The following is a 21,474-nucleotide window of genomic DNA, read 5'->3' on the forward strand; positions in this document are numbered from 1 at the left end:
CGAACGGATGATGTCAGTCAGATATCCCGCGCCCGGTGATTCTGCCGTTTGGCGGCATACATGGCCTGGTCGGCGTGGCGGAACAGTTGCTGTTCTTCGTTGCCATGCTCGGGATAGCGGGCGACGCCGATGCTCGGCTCGATGTGCAGGTTGTGCCCGTCCAGACGCATCGGTTGCACCAGAATCTGTCGGATTTTTTCCGCCACGCTGTCGGCATCTTCGGCGGCGTGAACGCTGTGCAGCAGCACCACGAATTCATCGCCACCAATGCGCGCCACGGTGTCGGTGTCGCGCACGCAGCCCTTGAGGCGGTTGGCCACGGTTTGCAGCAGCATGTCGCCAACGGCGTGGCCGAAGGTGTCGTTGACCTGTTTGAAGCGATCCAGATCGACATACAGCAGCGCCATGAACCCCGACTGCTCCCGCGCACCCGCAAGCGCAGCCTTGAGCCGATCACGCAGCAATTCGCGGTTGGGCAACTGGGTCAACTGATCGTATTGCGCCATGCGCCGCAGACGGGCGTGCAATTGCTGGCGCTCGATGGCCGTGGCGACCTGGGCGCAGACGTATTGCAGCAGTTCCTTGTCGCGCTCGGTGTAGCGCTCGCCGCCGGCCAGGCTTTTGACGATCAGCGCGCCGATGGTGCCGTTCTTCGAGTTCAGCGGCACGCCGAGCCAGCACGGCGATTGCTGCCCCGCCACCAATGCTTCGAAACCTGGCGGTGCGTGCGAGCAATCCGGGGTCAGCAGGATCGGCTGGCCGCTGCGGATCACCTCGGCGCACAGCCGTCCGGTCACGGTGCCGGGCTGCTCCGGTTGCAACTCGTCATCGTCGACGTGATAGGGAAAATTCAGCTGTGCGCAGTGTTCGTCGTACAGCGCCACGGAGAAATTCAGCGCCGGCAACCACTCGCCAATAATCATGTGGATGCGTTTGAACAGTGCCAGCAGATCCTCCGCCGCATGCGCCGCTTCGGAGATCGCATACAACGCCGCCTGACGGGATTCGGCGAGTTTGCGCTCGGTGATGTCCCGAGCCACGGCAATGCGCAGTTGATCGACTTCAGACCAGCGCGCCGACCACAGAATGTGCACGACGCTGCCGTCCTTGCGCACGTAGCGGTTTTCGAAATTGTGCTTGGGCTCACCGCCCATGATGTCACTGGCGGCGGACAAGGTGCGTTCACGGTCGGCGGGATAGACGTAGTCGATCATCGACTGGCCGATCAGTTCGTCAGGCGTGTAGCCGAGAATCCGCTCGCAGGCTGCGCTGACAAAAACGAAACGGCCCTGCTTGTCGACTGCGCACACGGCGTCCAGCAACAGATCGATATAACTCGCCAACGGTGCAGAATTTCGACTTTCCATGGTTCAGCGTGGGTGTCCGGGCAATGCAGCACTGATCAACCGTCCCTGACCTCGACCTCGCATCCCAGCGATCACATTCAAGTCTTGTTCGGCATCAGCCCCGGTAGCGCATGCACCAGGGCGTTGATGGCGAAACCGATAAACATTACCCCGCACAACCGGGTGATGGCCAGTTCATGGCGCTGATACAGCGTGCGCACCTGTCGGGCGCCAACAATGCCAATGAGAATAGCGTAGGCGAGCAATCCACCGAGGAAGCTCAAAGCGATCAGCATCGGCAGCATCGACCAGTTGAGCAGTTCGGCGCGGCTCGACAGCAGCGCGGTGAACGTCGCCACCGCCACCGGGTAGGCCTTGGGGTTGGTCAGCCCGAACAGGATGCCGTGCCAGAACGGCTGACGCGCAGCGCCCTGTGGCTGATCGCCGTTGCTGCGTTTGGCCCGCACGGCGCGCCAGCCGAGCCAGAACAGGTACAGACCGCTGAGTACACCGAGCACATCGAACGCGGTGCTGCCGATTTCCCGGGCGCCAACAATCGCGATCAATGCCGTGCTGCACCAGATCACATCGCCCAGCAAATGCCCGCACAGGAACCCCGCCCCGGCCCGCCGGCCCCGCGCAGCGCCGATGCCAAACACCGCCAGCACACCCGGCCCCGGCGTGATGCCGTAGATGAAACCCGAGGCCAGCACGGCCATAAGCAACGATGGAGTCATGGAATACCTGCAAGCGCCGGAAAACGTGGCCGCCAGTCTATTCCAGCGGTTTGTGAATATTCACGATTCGTTGAAAAAACGCATGCCTGCGTAGGGCTTTTGCCGACACGCGGCCAGTCGCGAGGCCAGATCGCCAACATGCGCTTCGAGCTTGTGGCCGTCCGGATCGAGGAAGTAGAACGACGCACCTTCGCTGCGGTTGTCGCGCCATTCCTGCACGTTCGCGGCGCGAAGCTTTTGCACGAACCGTGGAAAGTCCGCGGCGTCGAGGCTGAAGGCGTAATGGGTGTAGTCGGCGGCGGGTTCGGATTTGCGTTGCGCGTCGAGCGACAGGCACAACCACAATCCAGGGAGCGACAGGTAGGCACCGGCGTCCCACGTGGCCTCGACCCGCAGATGCAGCACGTCGCGGTAGAACGCGAGGCTGCGATCCAGGTCGCTGACGGCGAGGGTCAGGTGGTTGAGGCCGGTGAGCATCGGGTCAATAACCTCGGAGGTCTTCGGGGACGAGATATTGCTTGCCGTCGTAGGTCAGGGTGATTTGGGTGTTCTTCAGGTTGGTGGTTTTGGAAACGCACTCTTTGCCTGACTGGGTCGATGTGTACACCACACCACTTGAGGAAACGATCAGATCAGCGAAACCGTTATGGCTGGACGAGCCGATTTCCACGCTTCTGAGGATTTTCGTGTCCTTGGTATCGCACTCACCGCTACCCTCGCCAAACTCCTTGCGAATGACCAGACCTTCCAGCACCGGCCGCAACTTGCTGCCTTCACGTACATACAGCGCCAGATCGGTTTTCGCGTAGGGATTGGCTCTTGAGAGATGGTCGGCGAAATCCGAACGCAGGCCAAAGGCGCGAACGTCCGACGCCAGACGGTATCGAGCGGTATCGATCTTCAAGTCATTGAAGCTGATCGCGTCGGAATTGTAGGCGCCAGGCTTTACGTAAGTCGCCAGCGGTTTGGCGTCGGAAGCGTTGAGGAGCGACAGCTCCAGGTCGAACACACCGTCGTGGTCACCTTCGGAGTCGGACACGAACGTGGACTTCGCCGAGATCGCCTTGTCCGGGAAGGCCGGCCACACTTTGCAGCGTGACAGGGAGTGACCGTCGAATTTCTTTACCTCACAGGCGGCGTGGGCCTGAGTGGTGATGGCCAGAAAACCGAGGGCGATGAAATGTCGGGTTGGGGTGAGCATTGTTCTTCCTTGATAAGAGTCGCGTTGGTTCTGTATCACTCGATGGCCTGAAAACCTTTAGGCAAGACGTATGATTTTCCGTCGTAGTGAATTGTCGTCAACACCGGACTGCCGACACTGGTCTTGTCTTCACAATCATCGCCTTTGACGACATTGGTCGTCCCTGTCTGTCGGGTTTTGATAATCAGGTCGGCATAACCATGGGAGCTGGTCTTGGCGATTTCTACCGTTCTGGTTGTCTCATATCGCTCGCCGGTGCATTCACCGTCCCATTCGCCGCCGTACTGATAAACCACTAATCGCTGCAGGACGGGGCGCAACTTGGCGCCGTCTCTCACATAAAGAGAGAGATGCGTTTCTTCAAGCGGAATGAGGCGAGATCCGTTGGTGAACTGCACCCGGACTCCAAAAGCTCGAAGATCAGGGGCGAGCGTGTATCGAGCCGTATCGAGCGCAAGTTCCCGGAACGCTATGCCATCTGTTTTGAAGGCAGAAGCCTGGTGATGAGTTGCAATCGGATCCGTTTGGCCGTCTTTCAGAACAGACACATCCAAATCGTAGGAAGCGATCATCTCGGTATTTTCAGGTGCATCGACGCGCTCCGATTTGGCGTTGATGATCAGCCCGGGATAAGCCGGCCAATCCTTGCAAACAGAAAAATCCCGCTCGTTCGCCACCGGCGCAGGCACACAATCAGCCAACACCTGCCCCGCCATCAACGCGCCGCAAAGCGCCAGACACCCCATCATCCCAGACTTCACTGTCACGCCCCGCTCCTTGATGTTTTTCAGCCGCGCACTATCCCCTCCCCGATCCGCCGATTCAACCAGTTCAACGCCTGATCCCCACCCCGCCGCTTGTGCCACGCCGAGACAAAGGTGAACGGTGCGATCTCGAACGGTGGTGGCACAACGATCAGCGCCTCTTCATCAATATCGTTCAACGCCCGAGAGGCCACAGTCAGGATCAGATCCGTGCCGCTGATGAACTGCGGCGCAACGCTCCAGTGCGGCAGGCTGATGGCGACACGGCGGCGCTCACGCAGAGCGGTCAGGGTGCGTTCGATTTCCGGGGTGCCGCTGCCGCGCATTTCCAGCAGGACATGGGGTCGGGAAAGGTAGGTTGGCAGGTCGAGAACACCCCCGGCGGGAAGGCTCTGGCGATCCAGCAGGCAGACGTAGCGTTCCTCAAACAGCGGCGTGCTGTGCAATTCACCGGGGAGTTCCGGGAGCACACCGGCAGCGAGGTCAATGTCGCCGTTGAGCAAACCTTCAACCATGCCTTCACGGCTGGCGTGGCTGATTTGCAGATCGATGCCCGGCGCTTCTGTGCGCAATGTACGAATCAAGCCAGGCAAGATGATCGCCGCGCCGTAATCCGACATCGCAAGCCGAAAGGTCCGGCGCGCGCTGGCCGGGTCAAAGGTGTTGGGCGCCAGCAGCGATTGCACCTGGGCCAGGGCCTCGGCCAGCGGCGCTACCAATTCAAGTGCCCGAGCGGTGGGCACCAGCCCCGAACCGGCCCGCACCAGCAATGGATCACCGAGCAAGTCACGCAGTCGGGCCAACGCATGGCTGACCGCCGGTTGACTCAAGTGCAACCGCTCGGCGGCGCGGGTGACGTGCTGCTCGCTGAGCAAGGCGTCGAGGATCACCAGCAGGTTGAGATCGATGCGCCGTAGATCATTCATCTGATGCATGTTCCGGATGACAAAACAGAATTTAAATCTGCGCGACGAATACCCTAGAGTCCAGCAAAACCTTGCTGGAGAACGATCATGAGTACGTTGCAGTGGGCCGGCCTGTTGTTGCTGGCGGCATTGGCCGGGGCCGTCGTGCCCTTTCAAAGTGCGATCAACACCAATCTGGCCCGGGGCCTGGGCCATCCGTTGTGGGCGACATTGGCGTCTTTGCTGGTCAGCGTGCTGGTGTTGTTGCCGGTGATTGCCGCGCTGCGACTACCGCTGCCGTCGCTGGCTTTCATCGGCAAGGCACCGCTGTGGATGTGGGCCGGTGGCGCGTTCGGGGTGTGCTTTGTGGCATTGGCGGTGATGCTGGTGCCGAAACTCGGGGCATCGGGGTTTGTCGCGCTGGCGCTGGCCGGGCAGGTGCTGGCTTCAATGTTGCTGGATCACTTCGGATTGTTCGGGCTGTTGGAGAAGCAACTCACATTGTCTCGGGTATTCGGCGCGGTGCTGTTGATGGCGGGCGTGGTGCTGATCCAGTTTTCCCCGGCGCTGGAAAAGAGCGCCGCAGCCGTTGGATAACAGGGCAAAGGTAAGCCCTTCACTACAAGGGTTGTCGGGCATTTCATCGCCTTACAACCCGGCAAGGCATCGCCCTACAAACAAAACTCCAGCAGCCCTCAGCACTATCGGATACAGCCGATTCTGACCCTGCAAAGCTCTCTGTAAAGTCTGGCAACACACACAAATTGAAACACCCAATGGATTGCCATGCTCAAGGAGAGCTGCCTGTGAATCATCTGCCGGAATCCGCCAACACCTTCTCCAACTATCGCAAAGTCATCGCGCTGGCAGACCACGACTGGGAGGCTGCCGAAGCCGGAAAAATCGCTGCTCTCAACGTCGAGGTCAAAGGCTGCAATCACTTGCTCGACCAACACGGGCGTCAATTCCATCACTTCTGCACCACGTCCTATCTGGGCCTCGACCATCACCCGGCCCTGCTTGAAGGTGCCATATCGGCCCTACGGGAAACCGGCACACTGCGCGTTGCCAACTCGAAAAACCGCTGCAAGCTGGCGCTGCTCGATCAATACGAAAGCGAGCTGTCGCAATTGTTTGGCGCGGTGTGTCTTAGCAGTCTGTCCTGCAGCGCCGCGAGCGCCGGTATCCTGCCGCTGCTGGCCAGTGGCGTGTTCACCCAAAACCGCCCACCAGTGATGGTGTTCGATCGCCTGGCCCACTATTCGATGCATCACCTGAAAGCCAGCTGCGCCGATGAAACTCAAGTGCTGACATCGCCCCACAACGACATGGATTTTCTCGAATCGGTGTGCCAGCGTCACACCACCGTCGCCTACATCGCCGACGGTGCCTACAGCATGGGTGGTGTCGCCAATCTGGACGGTCTGTTGTATCTGAAGGAACGCTATGGCCTGCTCCTGTACCTGGACGATTCCCACGCGTTGTCGGCGGTCGGCAGCAACGGTGCCGGTCTTGTACGGCCAAGATTGCCGGCACTGGAAGAGGACTGTCTGATCGTCGCTTCGCTGGCAAAATCGTTCGGGGCCAGCGGTGGCCTGGTGATGCTTGGTAACCCACGGCAGAGGACATTGATCCAGCGTTACGGCGGTCCGAGCAACTGGTCGCAAAGCCTCAATTGCGCTGCCATTGGTGCGGGACTTGCCTCGATCCAGCTGCACCGCAGCGCAGAATTGCGGATTTTGCAGATTCGGCTCCAGGCCAATATTCGCCTGTTCGACAGCCTGCTGAGCACCGAACAGCACGGCAGCCCCATGGCCATTCGTTTGATCAACTGCGGCGAGGCCGCCCTGGCCACTCGAATTGCCATTGAACTGGCCGAACACGGCTTTTTCACCAGCGCGGTGTTTTTCCCGGTGGTGGCTCAAGGTAAAGCCGCGATCCGCGTTACTCTGCGTGCCGACATGGAAACCCCATTGATCCACCATTTCTGTGATCTGATCATCGAACTGTTACTGACTCACGGCGGCCATCGCGACCGCTGAACCTTCACGGACGACTCATGAACCCCAGCCTCATCTTGCTCATCACCTGCTCCACCGTGTTCCTCGCCCAACTGGGCATGAGCATTTACCTGCCGGCGTTGCCACAGATCGCCGGGCACTTGCAGGTCGATGCAACGCAGGTGGCCTGGGGCTTGTCGCTGTACCTGATCGGCATGGCGCTGCCGATGCTGCTCTGGGGAAGTCTGGCGCAGCGCATCGGCCGTAAACCGGTGCTGTTGGCGGCGCTGGGGATTTATGGGCTGGCGAATCTGGTGCTGCCGCTGGGTTCGACACTGGAGTCGTTCCTGCTGATGCGCCTGCTTCAGGGGATTGGCGCCAGCGGCATTTCGGTGATGGCGCGGGTGTTGATTCGTGACAGTTTCCAGGGTGATCTGCTGGCGAAAGCGCTGTCGTGGATTTCGATTTCGTTCGTTGTCGCGCTCGGGATCGGGCAATACGCCGGCTCGCTCATTCAGGTGACGCTGGGTTGGCAGGCGATCTTCTATTTGCTGGGTGCGGTCAGTCTGATGATGGCCGCGATTGTCTCGCGCCTGAATTTTCCAGAACTTGTCGAAGCGCCTACAACCGCTTCGCCCTGGGCGGTCTATCGAATGATTCTGGTCCATCGAACGTTTCTTCTGCCGGCGCTCGCGGGCGGTCTGGGTTATGGCGTGATCATCGCGTTCAACAGCGCTGCGCCGTTGATTCTGCAAGGCCCGTTCAACTGGTCGACGACCGAATACGGGCTGTTGGGCTGGCCGATCAGTGCGGCGTATTTTCTGGGTGCGCTGGCGGTCAACCGCTTCGTCCTGCGCACCGGTCAGCTCTGGTTGATGGCATTGGGGGTGGGGTTGGTGCTGGCCGGCTGTGGCGTGATGCTGGCTGGTAGCCTGTTGGCCAGTTCGATGGCCTGGTTGCTTTGGCTGCCTTACTGCGTTGCCGTGTTCGGCCAGTCGTTGAATTATCCGATCAGCCTGTCACGGGCCAACGATGGAGCGCCGATTGCCGGCGCCTACGCGATGGCCCTGAGCGGTTTCATCCACCAGTTGATGGCCGCACTGATCGGTGCCGTGGCCAGCCTGTTCGCCAGTCCGCAAGCGTGGCCGCTGTCGCTGTTGTGTTGCGCTCTGGCGTTGGGCGCGGTGCTCTGCACGAGGTTCGCGCCCGGTCGCCAGCCCGCTTAAAACGCGCTGCGGAAAATCTCTTCGATCTGCCGTTGATCCGCCGCCCGCGGGTTGGTCAAACCGCAGGCGTCTTTCAGGGCGTTGGCGGCGAGTATCGGGATGTCGGTGCATTTGGCGCCGAGGTCACGCAAGCCACCGGGGATATCGACGTCCTTGGCCAGGCAACGGATCGCGGCAATCGCGGCTTGCGCGCCCTCCTCCGGGCTGAAACCACGAATGTCGGCGCCCATGGCGTGGGCGACGTCGGTGAGGCGGTCGGCGCAGACCAACGCGTTGAACGTCTGCACATGCGGCAACAACACCGCGTTGCACACCCCGTGAGGCAAATCGTAGAAACCGCCCAACTGATGCGCCATCGCATGCACAAAGCCAAGCGATGCATTGTTGAACGCCATGCCGGCGAGGAACTGCGCATACGCCATGTTTTCCCGTGCGGCGAGGTCACTGCCGTCGCGAACTGTCAGGCGCAGGTTGTTGCTGATCAGGGTCATCGCCTTCAGCGCGCAGGCGTCGGTGATCGGGTTGGCGGCGGTGGAGACGTAGGCTTCGATGGCATGGGTCAACGCGTCCATGCCGGTGGCGGCGGTCAGGCTTTTCGGCATGGCGACCATCAGCGCCGGGTCGTTGACCGACAGCAGCGGCGTGACATTACGGTCGACAATGGCCATTTTCACATGGCGGGTTTCATCGGTGATGATGCAGAAGCGGGTCATCTCGCTGGCCGTGCCGGCGGTGGTGTTGATGGCGATCAGCGGCAATTGCGGCTTGGCCGATTGATCGACGCCTTCATAGTCGCGGATCTGCCCGCCGTTGGTCGCGCACAGGGCGATGCCCTTGGCGCAGTCGTGGGGCGAGCCGCCGCCGAGTGACACCACGAAATCGCAGCGACTGTCCTTGAGCAGCGCCAGCCCGGCCTCGACATTGGCGATGCTCGGATTCGGTTTGGCGCCGTCGAAGATCACCGAATCAATGTCCTGCATCGCCAGTTTCTCGGCGATCATGGTCGCCACGCCGGCCTTGGCCAACCCGGCGTCGGTGACAATCAGCGCCTTGCGAAAACCGTAGTTGCGGATGGCATTCATGGCTTCGTCGAGGCAGCCGCTGCCCATGATGTTGACCGCGGGAATGAAAAAGGTGCTGCTCATGGTGCGTCTCCTGACAGGGGCCGAATCGACTCCTGCGATTCGGCGGATGCATACAGGATCGACCGATCGGTCACGGCGGATGTTGATCTGGCTCAATGCCCGCTCGTGATAAAGTCGCCGCCCATCTGCCCCTTGTTTTGAGACGTGCCCTGCAATGACCGATTTTCTGGATGTCGACGCCACACTCGAAGACTGGAACGCGTTGCGCGCCACCACCGACTTCCGTGGTTTGCTGGTGGGCAACGGCGCCAGCCGCGCGGTGTGGGACGATTTCGGCTACGACTCGCTGTTCGAAAGCGCCCGCACGGTGGAAGAAAAACCCCTGAGCCCGTCGGAACTGAGCGTGTTCGACGCCATGCAGACGCGCAGTTTCGAACAGGTACTTGGCGCCCTGAAAACCACCAGCCGGGTCAACAAGGCATTGGCCGTCAGCTCGGCCGCGCCGCGCAATCGCTACTACGCGATCAAGGAAGCGCTGATCAATGCCGTCCACGATTTGCACATTCCGTGGCGACTGGTCGACGCCTCGACCCTGAGCATTCTGAACCGTGAACTGACGAGTTACCGCACGGTGTTCACCACCAATTACGACCTGCTCAATTACTGGGCCCTGCAACACCAGAGCGAGGCCATCGACGACCTGTTCAACGGTCCCGACGCCAGTTTCGACTTGTGCGAAAGCCACACCGAAAAACCGCGTCTGCTGTACCTGCACGGTGGCCTGCATCTGGTGCGCAACCTGAACGGCAGCGCCCGCAAAATGACCGCCACCGAAGGCACGCTGCTGGGCAGTTTTGCGATCAACAACACGATCAAGACGCTTGATGATGTGCCGCTGTTCGTCAATGAAGGGCCGAGCGTGGACAAGCTCAAGACCATCCGCAGTTCCGATTACCTGTCGTTCTGCTACGACCAGCTACTCGCGCACGGCGACAGTCTGTGCATCTTCGGCCATGCCCTGGGCGAGCAGGACAGCCACATCGTCCGCGCCCTGCGCCTGGCGAAACCGCAGACCGTGGCGATCTCGATCTACCCGCGCAGCGCAGCGTTCATCCAGCACCAGAAGCGCCACTACGCAAAAGTGTTCGAAAGCACAGGCGCCGAGTTGCGGTTCTTTGATTCGAAGAGCCATGCGCTGGGCCATCCAAAGCTTTCGGTGCCCGTCGAGGTCTGATCACTCCTCGCTGCTGTGCACCACCACCAGCAACTGCGCCTGCACCTCGCCCACTGAGCGAATGCGATGGGGTTTCTGCGCATTGAAATGCAGCGCGTCGCCCCGCTCCAGCAGCACCCGTTCGTTCACGAAGTCCACTTCGACCCGGCCTTCGTGGACGAACAGGAACTCCTCGCCCAAGTGTTCCTTGAAGGTCTTGTCGGTGAACTCGCTCGGCGGGTAAATGATGAACGGCAGCAGACTGCGCTCGCTGACCTGATGGGCCAGCACCGCATAACCCGGGCTGTGATCGTTGGCCGCCAGCGACTGGCGCTCGTGGCTGCGCACCAGGCTGTAGCTGTCGAGGCTGACGTTGTCTTCGGAGAACAATTCCTCGACCTTCACGTTCAGCGCTTTCGCCAGTTTCAACGCGGCGGCAATCGACGGCGTGTTCAACCCGCGTTCGACTTTCGACAGATAACTCTTGGTCATGCCGGATTTCTCGGCCAGCGCCTCAAGGGTTACGCCAAGTTTTTTTCTCAATAATTTCAAACGGATAGACATGCGAAGCGATTAATCCAGCAAAGGAAAGACGATTTGTCCTTGCCAATGACACAAAGTGTCATATAGCCTCTTAAGTGTCATCCATGGCAACCACCACAGGACACGGATATGGCGAAGACATTAGCACTACCCAAAGACGAACTGGTCAAGCAAGCGCTGACCCAGATGCAAAAAAGCCTGGCGGATAATACGTGGACAGACCGGCAAAAGCTGGCCCTGACCTGCCGGATCCTCTTCGAGAACGGCCACGACTCGGGCCTCGCCGGGCAGATTACTGCCCGTGGTCCGCAGCCGGGCACTTACTACACTCAGCAACTGGGGCTGGGCTTCGACGAAATCACCGCGAGCAATCTGCTGCTGGTCAACGAAGACCTGGAAGTGCTCGAAGGCCACGGCATGGCCAACCCGGCCAACCGTTTCCACAGCTGGGTGTACCGCGCACGGCCGGACGTGAACTGCATCATCCACACCCACCCGACGCACATTGCCGCGCTGTCGATGCTCGAAGTACCGTTGCAGATTTCCCACATGGACCTGTGCCCGCTGTACGACGATTGCGCGTTCCTTGAAGGCTGGCCGGGCGTGCCGGTCGGTAATGAAGAAGGCGAACTGATTGCCGGCGCGTTGGGCGATAAACGGGCGATCCTGCTTTCCCACCACGGGCAACTGTCCACCGGCACGACCATCGAGGAAGCCTGCGTCATCGCACAACTGATCGAGCGCGCCGCCAAACTGCAATTGCTGGCGATGGCCGCCGGGACGATCAAACCGATCATTCCCGAGCTGGGTCGCGAGGCCCATGACTGGGTGTCGAAACCCAAACGCCACGCCGCCGCCTTCAACTACTACGCCCGGCAGAACCTGCGTCAGCACGCCGATTGCCTGAACTGAACACCTCATCCTTGCGGAGCACTCTCATGTCCAACATTCACGGCATCATCGGCTACACCATCACCCCGTTCGGCGCCAATGGCGAAGGTCTTGATCTGCCGGCCCTGGGTCGTTCGATCGATCGGCTGATCGACGGCGGCGTCCACGCCATCGCGCCGCTGGGCAGCACCGGCGAAGGCGCCTACCTGAGCGACGCAGAGTGGGATCAGGTCGCCGAGTTCAGCATCAAACACGTGGCCAAACGCGTGCCGACCGTGGTCAGCGTCTCCGACCTGACCACCGCCAAAGCCGTGCGTCGCGCACGCTTTGCCGAAGCCCACGGCGCCAATGTGGTGATGGTGCTGCCGGCGTCCTACTGGAAGCTGACCGAAGCGGAAATCCTCGCCCATTACCGCGCCATCGGCGACAGCATCGGCGTGCCGATCATGCTCTACAACAACCCGGCCACCAGCGGCACCGACATGTCGGTGGAACTGATTCTGCGCATCGTCAACGGCGTGGAAAACGTGACCATGGTCAAGGAGAGCACCGGCGACATCCAGCGCATGCACAAGCTGCAACTGCTCGGCGAAGGCCAGGTGCCGTTCTACAACGGCTGCAATCCACTGGCGCTGGAAGCCTTTGCGGCCGGGGCCAAGGGCTGGTGCACGGCAGCACCGAACCTGATTCCGCAACTCAATCTGGATTTGTACGAAGCCACACTGGCGGGGGATCTGGGCAAGGCGCGGGAACTGTTCTACCGCCAGTTGCCGCTGCTGGATTTCATCCTCAAGGGCGGGTTGCCGGCGACGATCAAGGCCGGTCTGCGTGATACCGGGCTGGAAGTCGGCGATCCACGCTTGCCGGTGTTCCCGTTGAGCGAGGCCGGGCGCAACCAGTTGCAGGCCATTCTCAAAACCCTGCGCTGACCTTCAAGCACGACAAAAAACCTGTGGGATCGGCACGCTGCCGGTCCCACAGGTTTTTGTGCTGGAGGTGAACTCAGAGCACCGGCAACGTCTTGTCCTTGATCACTGTCGTAGGCCCGTTGGCCTTCACGGCGGCGATGCCTTTGGCGCACGCTGCCTCGGACGAATAGGATTCGCTGCTGCCGATGATCTGGTGATTGGCCGCCTTGAGGTTGAAATACGGATGCCCGTCCTTCGTCGATTTCTTCTCGTAGCGCTCGTCCAGCGGGCTGTTGACCTGCACCGAGGCGATGCCGTTATCGGCGGCGCTGCGGGTGGTGTACAGCTCGCTGGTCAGAATCGTTTCGGCGTTTGCCGCTTTCAGCACGAACCTGAACTGGCCGTTGCTGCTTTTACTCAACTCGTACCATCCGGACATGTCGCTGCTCCTGTCGATTGAATCCCCGCAAGTAAAGACCGTTTCGACGGTTTAGCCACTCCGCACTGACAGGCGCGAATGTGAACATGACAAATGACAATCATTCTCATATCATCCGCGACTTTCTGCACCCCCGCTTCGTCGAGAAGGATAGTCATGCCCCGCCTCACGCCCGATCCTCTGTCGGCCGATTCGTTTCGCCGGTTTTACGGGGACATCCTGCATTACCTGCGCAAACGCACGGACAATCCCAGTGACGCGGCGGACATGACCCAGGACGTGTTCACCCAATGGCTCGACTATCGCGACCGGGCCAAGGTCGAGCAACCGCGGGCCTTTCTGTTTCAAATGGCGCGCAACCTGCTGCGTGACCACTGGCGCCGCCAAAAGGTGCGGCACATCGTGCAGCCCACTCAAGACAACGATGCCGAACCACTGGCCGATGAGCATCACGATCCGATGGCGGCCGCGCAGCGCCAGCAACGGCTGGAGCAACTCAAAGCCGTGCTGGGCGAACTCTCGCCACGTCGGCGCGAGGCGCTTGTGCTGCACCGCTTCGAAGGCCTGAGTCAGGCGCAGATTGCCGAGCGCATGGGGATTTCGCTGAGCATGGTGGAAAAACACATTGCCTTCGCACTGCTGCATTGCAAGCAACGCCTGGATCACGACAACGGCATGGAGCAGCCAGAATGAACCGTTCTCACGACTTCACCGAGGAACTGCCCGACGACAGCATCGACGCTCAAGCCGCCGCCTGGTTTACCCGCAATCGTCAGGATCAGCAGCCCGCAGAGCGCCAGGCATTCGAACAATGGCTGCGCGAGCCGGCACATGCCAGCGCCTATCGTTCATTTGAAGTGTTGTGGGCCGAGCTTGGTGAATTGCAGCAACTGAACCGGCCAACGCCGCTGCCGGTAAATCGCTCAAAAAACCGCTGGCGACCCGCGCTGGCGATGGCCGCCGCGCTGATCGTTGCGGTACTGGTTACGCCTCTGGGCACGTCACATGAGGTCTATCAGCAGCAGATTGCTGCCCACGCCAAAGGTCTGCGCACCTTCGAACTGCCTGACGGCAGCTCCTTGTCGGTGAACGCCAACACGCAACTGCGTATCGACTTCGACAGCCACCAGCGCCGGCTCATTCTCGATCGCGGACAGTTCTACATCGACGTTGCGCCGGACAAGGAACGGCCGCTGTGGGTGCAGACCGGCGACGCCACGATCCGCGTGGTCGGCACCGGTTTTGATGTGCGGCGCAGCGAGCGACAACTGGTGGTCAGCGTCGCCCACGGTCAGGTCGCGTTCACACCGGACAGCCGCGCACCGCTGCTACTCGGCGCACAACAGCAAGTCGCGGTCGACCTGGCCAGCGGCGCCTTGCAGCAACACAGTCTTGCAGCCAGCCAGGTCGCCGACTGGCGCACCGGGCATCTGTCCTTTCGCAACCGTGAGCTGGCCAGTCTGGTGGATGAGCTGAACCTCTATCGCCCGCGTCCGGTGCTGCTGGCCAACGCAAAACTGGGGCAGATCAAGGTCTCCGGCAACCTCGACGTCGAGGACCCGGACGCCCTGATCAACGCCCTGCCAGCCCTGGTACCGGTGAGAACCGTCGCGCTGGCCGATGGCAGTATCCGCCTCGAAAACCGCTGACAAAGCCTCACATGAGAATATTTTGCATTCGCATGTGAGGTTTTTTTTACCTGCCGCGTCTTCCTCCGGTCTGCGCTTCGTACGCAGGCCTTTCTGGCCTTTTCGCCGCCCTGGGGGATTCCATGTTTCGCGTGTTTTCGCCGTACCCGCTCACCTGCCTTCGACCGACCCTGCTCGCCACCTGCCTTGCGTTCAGCGTACAAGCCCATGCCGCTGACCTGAGCCTGCATTTGCCGGCGCAACCCTTGGCAACGTCGCTGAGTCAGGTCGCCCAACAGGCGAAGATCCAGTTGCTGTTCGATGAGGCGCAACTGCGCAACCTCAAGGCCCCGGCCCTCGACGGTGAATACAGCGCGGAAGCGGCGATTCGCACGTTGCTCGACAACAGCCAGTTCGGCCTGATCAAGGTCAACCAGACCTACGTCGTGCGCCCGGAAGAGCCGGTCACCAGCAGCGGTGACGGCATCCAGCTCGACGCCCTGAGCGTGATCGGCAGCGGTACCGAAGTCGACTCCAGCACCGTCGGCCGCTCGACCCTGACCCAGGCCGACATCGACCGCCACCAGCCAAACAACATTCCCAGCCTGCTGGCGACCCTGCCTGGCGTGAGCATGGGCGGTTCGATGAAACCGGGCGGCCAGACCATCAACATCTGGGGCCTGGGCGATGCCGAGGACGTGCCGTTGACCGTCGACGGCGCCACCAAAAGCGGTTTCGAGCGCTACCAGCAAGGCACGATTTTCATCGAACCGGAGCTGATCAAACGCATTGAAGTGGAAAAAGGCCCGCACTCGATGCTCACCGGCAACGGCGGTTTCGGGGGCACCGTGCACATGGAAACCAAGGACGCACCGGACTTGCTGCAGGAAGGTCGCAACAGCGGTGCGATGGTCAAGTACGGTTACGCCAGCAACGACCATCAGCAAACCTACACCGGTGCCGTGTTCGGTCGCACCGACGACGGTCGCGCCGATGCGCTGGTGTACCTGACCAAACGCGATGGCGGTGACATGAAGCTGGCCGGCACCCCGCCCGATCCGGACAATCAGTACCCGATCAACCCTCGGCGCCTGCCCAACAGCGCGCTGGATCTGGACGGCCAACTGCTCAAGTTCAACCTGCACCTGAACGACGAGCACAGCGTCGGCCTGTCGTACTCGCGCTCGCAAAGCGAGCGCTGGGCGCCGTTCTCGTCGGCCAGTTATCCGACCCCGCCGACCCGCGCCAACATCAAGCAATACGGCTACGAAAACGCCCTCAAGCGTTTCCTCGCCAACCGCGAGACCACCGACACCACGTGGTCGGCCAAGTATCAGTACCAGCCGCTGGACAATCGCCTGATCGATTTCAAGCTGAGCTATTCCGAGTCCAACACCGATCAGACCGACGAGCGCGATGCCACGGCGTTCTTCCAGACGTCCACCGGCGGACGCAAGATGGACACCGCCTACAAGGACCGCATCGTCGAGGCGAGCAACATCAGCCTGTTCGAAACCGGCGTGCTGTCTCACGCGGTCACCGGCGGTGTGCAAATCCGCAAGCACAGCCGCGACACCGAAATGTGGATGCCGGGCAAGACCTACGAAGTGCCGAAGTACAACTACGGCTACTTCCAGCCGAGTTTCATGCCCCAGGGCAAGGTCGACACCAACAGCGTCTATCTGCAAGACGCGATCACACTGGGCGATTTCACCCTGACCCCGTCCGTGCGCTACGACCATGTGCGCAATCGCGGCGAAGCCAACGACGCGCCTTACTACGACAACCCGGACCCGAGCTTCGGCCACGACTACAGCGACCGCACTTACACCGGCTGGTCGCCGCGCCTGTCGGCGTTCTGGCGGATGACCCCGGACGTCGGCTTCTTCGTCGACTACAGCAAGACCTGGCGCGCGCCGGTCATCGACGAGCAGTACGAAGTGCAGGGTCTGGGCAGCCGCACCGCCACCAGCGTCGACCTCGACCCGGAACACATCACCGGTTGGCGTGCCGGTAATATCAGCCACTTCGCCAACGTGTTCACAGACCACGACAACGTGCAGGCCCGCACCACGCTGTTCCGCAACAAGATCGACGACGAGATCTTCAAGGCCACCGGCATAGGCTGCGAGAACCAGGCCATCAAGGGCGGCAGCATCGCCTCGGACTGCAAGGGTTCCGGCCCCATGGGCAACTACCGCAACATCGGCGGGCTGACCATCAAGGGCTTTGAAGTCGAAAGCTTCTATGACTCGACGTACCTGTTCGGTTCGCTGTCCTACTCGTGGATGACCGGCAAGCACGAAGGCGCCTACACCAATCCATGGGGACCGGACGTCTGGGTGCGGGACGTTCCACCGAGCAAATGGATTGCCGTGCTCGGCGTGAAGATTCCGAGCTGGGATGCCCAGGTCGGCTGGCAAGGAGAGTTCGTGCGCCAGACCGATCGCCTGCCGAGCGACAAGTACGGCTCGAGCAAAAACACCCTGGGTGACGTGTTCTACGACCAGTACGCCAACGACCGCTACAACGTGCAGGGTCTGTTCGCCAAATGGACACCGCAGCAGCCGTACCTCAAGGGCACCGAGGTCAACCTCACCGTCGACAACCTGTTCAACGAAGATTACCGCCCGGCGCTGAGCGGTGATCGGGCTTACAGTCAGGGACGCAATGCCAAGGTCAGCGTGACGCGGTTCTTCTGATCCGTCCGGGCTTGCCCATCGCGAACACGCTCGCGATGGGCCTCTCGTTCACAGGGTGATTTTGGTTCCGAGCAACCCGAGGAAACCGGCCAGCCAGTTCGGATGCGCCGGCCAGGCCGGGGCGGTGGCCAGATTGCCCTGGACGTGGCCCTCGGTCACCGGAATATCGATGTAGGTGCCACCGGCCAGCCGCACTTCCGGGGCACAGGCCGGATAGGCGCTGCACTCGCGGCCTTCGAGAATCCCCGCCGCCGCCAGCAGTTGCGCGCCATGACAGACGGCAGCAATCGGCTTGCCGGCCTTGTCGAAGGCTCGCACCAGTTCCAGGACTTTTTCGTTCAGCCGCAGGTATTCCGGCGCACGACCACCGGGCACCAGCAACGCGTCGTAGTCTTTGGCATCGACCTTGGCGAAATCGAAGTTCAGGGCAAACTGGTGACCGGGTTTCTCGCTGTAGGTCTGATCGCCTTCGAAATCATGGATCGCGGTGCGCACAGTCTTGCCGGCGGCCTTGTCCGGGCACACGGCGTGCACGGTGTGACCGACCATTTGCAGGGCCTGGAACGGCACCATCACTTCGTAGTCTTCGACGTAATCGCCGACCAGCATCAGAATCTTTTTCGCGGCCATGGACAGGACTCCTCTGGTGAATGCACAGGAGTATTCAAAGTAGTCCAAGGTTCGCGATGACGTCCGCAAACTGTATGGATAACTCTGCGCCTGACTGTAACAGCACGATGCGCAAGGTTTGTGCCTAGATGAAGCCACCTCCCTGCCACCTTCTAATCGGGTTGCCCTCATGTCTTCGCGCGAAAACACCGGCATGGCCCTCGGCCTGCTCGGCGTGGTGATTTTCAGCCTCACCCTGCCCTTCACCCGTATCGTGGTGCAGGAACTTCACCCTCTGCTCAACGGCCTCGGCCGTGCGTTGTTCGCGGCGATTCCGGCGGCGTTACTGTTGTTGTGGCGACGGGAAAAGTGGCCGACCTGGCAACAGGTCAAAGGCCTGAGCCTGGTGATCGCCGGGGTGATTCTCGGATTCCCGGTGCTCTCCGCATGGGCCATGCAGACCTTGCCGGCGTCCCACGGCGCGCTGGTCAACGGTTTGCAGCCACTGTGCGTGGCGCTGTACGCCGCGTGGCTGTCCCATGAACGACCGTCGAAAGCCTTCTGGGCCTGCGCTGCGTTGGGCAGCGCGCTGGTGCTGGGTTATGCGTTGTACACCGGCGCCGGCAGCATTCAGGCCGGGGATTTGCTGATGCTCGGGGCGATTGCGGTGGGCGGTCTGGGTTATGCCGAGGGCGGACGCCTGGCCCGGGAAATGGGCGGCTGGCAGGTGATCTGCTGGGCGCTGGTGCTGTCGACGCCGTTGCTGATCGGCCCGGTGCTGTATCTGGCGATCCAGCATCAGGGCGCGGTGTCGACGAAAACCTGGTGGGCCTTCGGTTACGTCGCGCTGTTTTCGCAGTTCCTGGGTTTCTTCGCCTGGTACGCCGGGCTGGCCATGGGCGGCATTGCCCGGGTCAGTCAGATCCAGTTGTTGCAGATCTTCTTCACCATCGCGTTTTCCGCGTTGTTCTTCGGCGAACACGTGGAGCCGATCACCTGGCTGTTCGCCTGCGGGGTGATCGCGACAGTGATGCTCGGACGCAAGACGGCGGTGCGCCCGGCTCAACCGGGCACGTTACCGGCCGGAGTTCAGCTCAAGCCTTGAGCGGCAGCAGGCCATCGGCGAGCAGCAGGGTTTCCAGGCAGTGCTCGCTGATGTGGTAGAACGCTTTGAGCTCCTGAATCTTCACCAGCAACTGGGCCGGGTCCACCGGCTCGGCGCGCTTCACAGCGAGGATCATCTTGTTCTTGTTGGTGTGGTCCAGCGAGATGAACTCGAACACCTTGGTCTCGTAACCACAGGCTTCGAGGAACAGCGCACGCAGACTGTCGGTGACCATTTCCGCCTGCTGCCCCAGATGCAGGCCGTATTGCAGCATCGGCTTGAGCAGCGCCGGGCTCTGGATCTGCAAGCGGATCTGTTTGTGGCAGCACGGCGAGCACATGATGATCGATGCGCCCGAGCGGATGCCGGTGTGGATCGCATAGTCGGTGGCGATGTCGCAGGCATGCAAAGCGATCATCACTTCCAGCTCGCTCGGCGCCACGCTGCGCACATCGCCGCACTTGAACACCAGCCCTGGGTGTTCCAGCTTCGCGGCGGCGGTGTTGCACAGATTGACCATCTCTTCGCGCAATTCAACGCCGGTGACTTCGCCCTCGGCCTTCAAGGTGTTGCGCAGATAGTCATGGATGGCAAACGTCAGGTAACCCTTGCCCGAACCGAAATCCGCCACCCGCACCGGTTTGTCCAGGGCCAGCGGCGACGAGGTCAGCGCATGGCTGAAAACTTCGATGAACTTGTTGATCTGCTTCCACTTGCGCGACATCGCCGGGATCAACTCGTGTTGCGCGTTGGTCACGCCCAGATCCTTGAGGAACGGTCGGTTCAGATCAAGGAAGCGGTTCTTCTCACGGTTATGCTCGGCGGACGGCACTTCACGCAATTGCTGGGGTTTGCTCATGAACAGCGAACTCTTGCCCTTTTTGCTGTATTCGAGCTGGGCTTCGTCGGTCAGCGTGAGCAAATGCGCATTTTTGAACGCCGCCGGCAGCAGCTCGGCGATCGTCATTACAGCTTCGTCCAACGGCAGGTTCTTGGTGATGTCGCGGGTCTTGTAGCGATAAACGAACGACAGGCACGGCTGCGCCTTGACCGTCACCGGTTTGATGATGATCCGCTGCAGGTCCGCTTCTTCGCCGACGTACTTGGCCAGCACCAGTTTGATGAAGCCGGTCTGTTCGAGGCTGGCTTGCAGCAGCTCGATGAACTGGGCGTGGTGATCGGGCGCCGGTTTGGCAGATGGGGCGGTAACGGACATGGGAAAAAGCGGCCTCGGACGGGCAAATCGGGAATGGTGGGTAGTTTAGGGGGGATGGGGATTGGGGACACGCTCTTATTTACCGAACGGCTTTTAAAAGCGGCCCTCACCCCAGCCCTCTCCCGGAGGGAGAGGGAGCCGATTGCGGGATATTGAGGAGATACGCCGACTTGAACGATTGGCTTTGAATCCATAATCGACTCGATATTTCAGGTCGATGGATCGCGGCAGACAACTCGGTCGGCTCCCTCTCCCTCCGGGAGAGGGCTGGGGTGAGGGCTGCGATCTCAAGTCCTATAAAACTGCCGAAACTATCCCAGCACCACCAGACGATTGGGCAACTCATTGCGCACCTGCGTCACCGGCACATGCACCTTGAGCAACTCGCCGCACGCTTCAATGCAGGTGACAAATCCCTGCAACGTCTGGCCCTGCCGCACCTGCTCGGTAAACGCCGCGACAATCGAATCCCAGCTCTTGTTGTCCAGTTTTCTGGAAATCCCTTCATCCACCAGAATCTCCACGTACCGCTCGGCCTCGCAGACAAAAATCAGCATGCCGGTGCTGCCTACCGTGTGATGCAGGTTCTGTTCGAGAAACTGCCGCCGCGCCAGGTTCGAGGCACGCCAGTGGCGGACGTGGCGCGGAATCAGATGGGTGGTGACCTTGGGCAAACGAAACACCAGGCACAGCACGACAAAACTGACCCACTGCACCAGCAGCAGACTGTGCATCGTCAGCCAGCCGGTCAGGTAATGCACGATACCCGGCACCACCAGCGCCAGCAGGCTGGCCCACAGCAGCGGGATGTACGCGTAGTCGTCGGCGCGGGCCGCCAGCACCGTCACCAGTTCGGCGTCGGTGTCGCGCTCGACCCGGGCGATGGCCTCGGCGACCTTGCGTTGTTCGTGTTCAGTCAGTAATGCCATGTCGTGAAGTGCCTGCTCATTATTGTT

22 protein-coding genes are annotated in these 21,474 nt (G+C 61.0%); 10 read left to right on the plus strand and 12 right to left on the minus strand.

Annotated features, from left to right (window positions below):
• Positions 1 to 17: 17 nt before the first annotated feature.
• The 6 genes from AC07N4_RS07960 to AC07N4_RS07985 all read right to left on the minus strand — a co-directional run bounded on the left by AC07N4_RS07960 (position 18) and on the right by AC07N4_RS07985 (position 4,983).
• Positions 18 to 1,367: a sensor domain-containing protein gene (locus AC07N4_RS07960; protein ID WP_493065429.1), complete on the minus strand. Its 1,350-nt coding sequence runs from the start codon at positions 1,365 to 1,367 to the stop codon at positions 18 to 20.
• Between the two features lie 77 nt (positions 1,368 to 1,444).
• On the minus strand, positions 1,445 to 2,083 hold the full coding sequence (locus tag AC07N4_RS07965; protein ID WP_096819439.1) for a LysE family translocator: 639 nt from the start codon (positions 2,081 to 2,083) through the stop codon (positions 1,445 to 1,447).
• A gap of 60 nt (positions 2,084 to 2,143) precedes the next feature.
• Positions 2,144 to 2,560 (minus strand): fosfomycin resistance glutathione transferase, encoded by a 417-nt coding sequence (fos, locus tag AC07N4_RS07970; RefSeq protein WP_102622190.1) that lies wholly within the window; start codon positions 2,558 to 2,560, stop codon positions 2,144 to 2,146.
• A gap of 4 nt (positions 2,561 to 2,564) precedes the next feature.
• A complete protein-coding gene (locus AC07N4_RS07975) occupies positions 2,565 to 3,284 on the minus strand; it encodes a PA3715 family protein (protein ID WP_493065428.1) in 720 nt (239 codons plus the stop codon).
• Positions 3,285 to 3,319: 35 nt separating this feature from the next.
• Positions 3,320 to 4,051 carry a PA3715 family protein gene (locus AC07N4_RS07980; protein WP_493065427.1) on the minus strand — a complete coding sequence of 244 codons (732 nt, stop codon included), beginning with the start codon at positions 4,049 to 4,051 and terminating at the stop codon, positions 3,320 to 3,322.
• 20 nt (positions 4,052 to 4,071) lie between these two features.
• On the minus strand, positions 4,072 to 4,983 hold the full coding sequence (locus tag AC07N4_RS07985; RefSeq protein ID WP_493065426.1) for a LysR family transcriptional regulator: 912 nt from the start codon (positions 4,981 to 4,983) through the stop codon (positions 4,072 to 4,074).
• A gap of 78 nt (positions 4,984 to 5,061) precedes the next feature.
• On the opposite strand from AC07N4_RS07985, the gene AC07N4_RS07990 reads away from it, so the two are divergent.
• The 3 genes from AC07N4_RS07990 (at position 5,062) to AC07N4_RS08000 (ending at position 8,179) form a co-directional block, all read left to right on the plus strand.
• Positions 5,062 to 5,550 (plus strand): DMT family transporter, encoded by a 489-nt coding sequence (locus tag AC07N4_RS07990; protein WP_493065425.1) that lies wholly within the window; start codon positions 5,062 to 5,064, stop codon positions 5,548 to 5,550.
• 209 nt (positions 5,551 to 5,759) lie between these two features.
• Positions 5,760 to 6,995 carry an aminotransferase class I/II-fold pyridoxal phosphate-dependent enzyme gene (locus tag AC07N4_RS07995; protein WP_493065424.1) on the plus strand — a complete coding sequence of 412 codons (1,236 nt, stop codon included), beginning with the start codon at positions 5,760 to 5,762 and terminating at the stop codon, positions 6,993 to 6,995.
• A 17-nt stretch (positions 6,996 to 7,012) separates the two neighbouring features.
• Positions 7,013 to 8,179 carry an MFS transporter gene (locus AC07N4_RS08000; RefSeq protein WP_493065423.1) on the plus strand — a complete coding sequence of 389 codons (1,167 nt, stop codon included), beginning with the start codon at positions 7,013 to 7,015 and terminating at the stop codon, positions 8,177 to 8,179.
• Here the strand turns inward: AC07N4_RS08000 and yiaY are convergent.
• Complete coding sequence (gene yiaY, locus AC07N4_RS08005; protein WP_493065422.1) at positions 8,176 to 9,324, minus strand: L-threonine dehydrogenase; 1,149 nt, start codon at positions 9,322 to 9,324, stop codon at positions 8,176 to 8,178. The genes AC07N4_RS08000 and yiaY overlap by 4 nt on opposite strands.
• Positions 9,325 to 9,478: 154 nt before the next feature.
• Here yiaY and AC07N4_RS08010 point away from each other — a divergent pair, with 154 nt between their 5' ends.
• Positions 9,479 to 10,498 carry a DUF4917 family protein gene (locus tag AC07N4_RS08010; protein WP_493065421.1) on the plus strand — a complete coding sequence of 340 codons (1,020 nt, stop codon included), beginning with the start codon at positions 9,479 to 9,481 and terminating at the stop codon, positions 10,496 to 10,498.
• Here AC07N4_RS08010 and AC07N4_RS08015 read toward each other — a convergent pair whose 3' ends face one another.
• Complete coding sequence (locus AC07N4_RS08015; RefSeq protein WP_085747256.1) at positions 10,499 to 11,041, minus strand: helix-turn-helix domain-containing protein; 543 nt, start codon at positions 11,039 to 11,041, stop codon at positions 10,499 to 10,501.
• Positions 11,042 to 11,149: 108 nt separating this feature from the next.
• Between AC07N4_RS08015 and AC07N4_RS08020 the strand changes: the two genes are divergently transcribed.
• Both AC07N4_RS08020 and AC07N4_RS08025 read left to right on the plus strand, forming a co-directional pair.
• Complete coding sequence (locus AC07N4_RS08020) at positions 11,150 to 11,932, plus strand: aldolase (RefSeq protein WP_007957912.1); 783 nt, start codon at positions 11,150 to 11,152, stop codon at positions 11,930 to 11,932.
• A gap of 26 nt (positions 11,933 to 11,958) precedes the next feature.
• Entirely contained in the window at positions 11,959 to 12,840 is an 882-nt protein-coding gene (locus AC07N4_RS08025; RefSeq protein ID WP_273538443.1) for a dihydrodipicolinate synthase family protein, read from the plus strand.
• A 73-nt stretch (positions 12,841 to 12,913) separates the two neighbouring features.
• On the opposite strand, the gene AC07N4_RS08030 is transcribed toward AC07N4_RS08025, so the two are convergent.
• Complete coding sequence (locus AC07N4_RS08030; protein WP_096819450.1) at positions 12,914 to 13,258, minus strand: YegP family protein; 345 nt, start codon at positions 13,256 to 13,258, stop codon at positions 12,914 to 12,916.
• A 156-nt stretch (positions 13,259 to 13,414) separates the two neighbouring features.
• Between AC07N4_RS08030 and AC07N4_RS08035 the strand changes: the two genes are divergently transcribed.
• The 3 genes from AC07N4_RS08035 to AC07N4_RS08045 all read left to right on the plus strand — a co-directional run bounded on the left by AC07N4_RS08035 (position 13,415) and on the right by AC07N4_RS08045 (position 17,588).
• On the plus strand, positions 13,415 to 13,951 hold the full coding sequence (locus AC07N4_RS08035) for an RNA polymerase sigma factor (RefSeq protein WP_096819451.1): 537 nt from the start codon (positions 13,415 to 13,417) through the stop codon (positions 13,949 to 13,951).
• Entirely contained in the window at positions 13,948 to 14,907 is a 960-nt protein-coding gene (locus AC07N4_RS08040; RefSeq protein WP_493065420.1) for a FecR family protein, read from the plus strand. The genes AC07N4_RS08035 and AC07N4_RS08040 overlap by 4 nt, the downstream gene beginning before the upstream one ends.
• A 122-nt stretch (positions 14,908 to 15,029) precedes the next feature.
• Positions 15,030 to 17,588 (plus strand): TonB-dependent receptor, encoded by a 2,559-nt coding sequence (locus tag AC07N4_RS08045; RefSeq protein ID WP_493065419.1) that lies wholly within the window; start codon positions 15,030 to 15,032, stop codon positions 17,586 to 17,588.
• Between the two features lie 48 nt (positions 17,589 to 17,636).
• Here AC07N4_RS08045 and AC07N4_RS08050 read toward each other — a convergent pair whose 3' ends face one another.
• Positions 17,637 to 18,218 (minus strand): DJ-1/PfpI family protein, encoded by a 582-nt coding sequence (locus AC07N4_RS08050; RefSeq protein WP_096819454.1) that lies wholly within the window; start codon positions 18,216 to 18,218, stop codon positions 17,637 to 17,639.
• Positions 18,219 to 18,387: 169 nt separating this feature from the next.
• On the opposite strand from AC07N4_RS08050, the gene AC07N4_RS08055 reads away from it, so the two are divergent.
• Complete coding sequence (locus AC07N4_RS08055) at positions 18,388 to 19,302, plus strand: DMT family transporter (protein ID WP_096819455.1); 915 nt, start codon at positions 18,388 to 18,390, stop codon at positions 19,300 to 19,302.
• On the opposite strand, the gene AC07N4_RS08060 is transcribed toward AC07N4_RS08055, so the two are convergent.
• On the minus strand, positions 19,292 to 20,518 hold the full coding sequence (locus tag AC07N4_RS08060; protein ID WP_493065418.1) for a class I SAM-dependent methyltransferase: 1,227 nt from the start codon (positions 20,516 to 20,518) through the stop codon (positions 19,292 to 19,294). The genes AC07N4_RS08055 and AC07N4_RS08060 overlap by 11 nt on opposite strands.
• Before the next feature lie 311 nt (positions 20,519 to 20,829).
• The gene (locus tag AC07N4_RS08065; protein ID WP_007957902.1) at positions 20,830 to 21,447 is read right to left on the minus strand and encodes a TPM domain-containing protein; all 618 of its coding nucleotides are present in this window, start codon (positions 21,445 to 21,447) and stop codon (positions 20,830 to 20,832) included.
• Positions 21,448 to 21,474: the final 27 nt, after the last annotated feature.

This window comes from Pseudomonas sp. GW821-FHT09E04 (genome assembly GCF_059416185.1).

What these genes read in the sequence shown, in the direction of transcription:
- AC07N4_RS08025 (WP_273538443.1), top strand. Translation starts at nt 11,959, where the DNA reads ATGTCCAACATTCACGGCATCATCGGCTACACCATCACCCCGTTCGGC.
- fos (WP_102622190.1), bottom strand. Translation starts at nt 2,560, where the DNA reads ATGCTCACCGGCCTCAACCACCTGACCCTCGCCGTCAGCGACCTGGAT.
- AC07N4_RS08000 (WP_493065423.1), top strand. Translation starts at nt 7,013, where the DNA reads ATGAACCCCAGCCTCATCTTGCTCATCACCTGCTCCACCGTGTTCCTC.
- AC07N4_RS08020 (WP_007957912.1), top strand. Translation starts at nt 11,150, where the DNA reads ATGGCGAAGACATTAGCACTACCCAAAGACGAACTGGTCAAGCAAGCG.
- AC07N4_RS07960 (WP_493065429.1), bottom strand. Translation starts at nt 1,367, where the DNA reads ATGGAAAGTCGAAATTCTGCACCGTTGGCGAGTTATATCGATCTGTTG.
- AC07N4_RS08060 (WP_493065418.1), bottom strand. Translation starts at nt 20,518, where the DNA reads ATGTCCGTTACCGCCCCATCTGCCAAACCGGCGCCCGATCACCACGCC.
- AC07N4_RS08050 (WP_096819454.1), bottom strand. Translation starts at nt 18,218, where the DNA reads ATGGCCGCGAAAAAGATTCTGATGCTGGTCGGCGATTACGTCGAAGAC.
- AC07N4_RS08045 (WP_493065419.1), top strand. Translation starts at nt 15,030, where the DNA reads ATGTTTCGCGTGTTTTCGCCGTACCCGCTCACCTGCCTTCGACCGACC.
- AC07N4_RS07990 (WP_493065425.1), top strand. Translation starts at nt 5,062, where the DNA reads ATGAGTACGTTGCAGTGGGCCGGCCTGTTGTTGCTGGCGGCATTGGCC.
- AC07N4_RS08030 (WP_096819450.1), bottom strand. Translation starts at nt 13,258, where the DNA reads ATGTCCGGATGGTACGAGTTGAGTAAAAGCAGCAACGGCCAGTTCAGG.
- AC07N4_RS07975 (WP_493065428.1), bottom strand. Translation starts at nt 3,284, where the DNA reads ATGCTCACCCCAACCCGACATTTCATCGCCCTCGGTTTTCTGGCCATC.
- AC07N4_RS08035 (WP_096819451.1), top strand. Translation starts at nt 13,415, where the DNA reads ATGCCCCGCCTCACGCCCGATCCTCTGTCGGCCGATTCGTTTCGCCGG.
- AC07N4_RS08010 (WP_493065421.1), top strand. Translation starts at nt 9,479, where the DNA reads ATGACCGATTTTCTGGATGTCGACGCCACACTCGAAGACTGGAACGCG.
- AC07N4_RS08015 (WP_085747256.1), bottom strand. Translation starts at nt 11,041, where the DNA reads ATGTCTATCCGTTTGAAATTATTGAGAAAAAAACTTGGCGTAACCCTT.
- AC07N4_RS08040 (WP_493065420.1), top strand. Translation starts at nt 13,948, where the DNA reads ATGAACCGTTCTCACGACTTCACCGAGGAACTGCCCGACGACAGCATC.
- AC07N4_RS07985 (WP_493065426.1), bottom strand. Translation starts at nt 4,983, where the DNA reads ATGCATCAGATGAATGATCTACGGCGCATCGATCTCAACCTGCTGGTG.
- yiaY (WP_493065422.1), bottom strand. Translation starts at nt 9,324, where the DNA reads ATGAGCAGCACCTTTTTCATTCCCGCGGTCAACATCATGGGCAGCGGC.
- AC07N4_RS08065 (WP_007957902.1), bottom strand. Translation starts at nt 21,447, where the DNA reads ATGGCATTACTGACTGAACACGAACAACGCAAGGTCGCCGAGGCCATC.
- AC07N4_RS08055 (WP_096819455.1), top strand. Translation starts at nt 18,388, where the DNA reads ATGTCTTCGCGCGAAAACACCGGCATGGCCCTCGGCCTGCTCGGCGTG.
- AC07N4_RS07965 (WP_096819439.1), bottom strand. Translation starts at nt 2,083, where the DNA reads ATGACTCCATCGTTGCTTATGGCCGTGCTGGCCTCGGGTTTCATCTAC.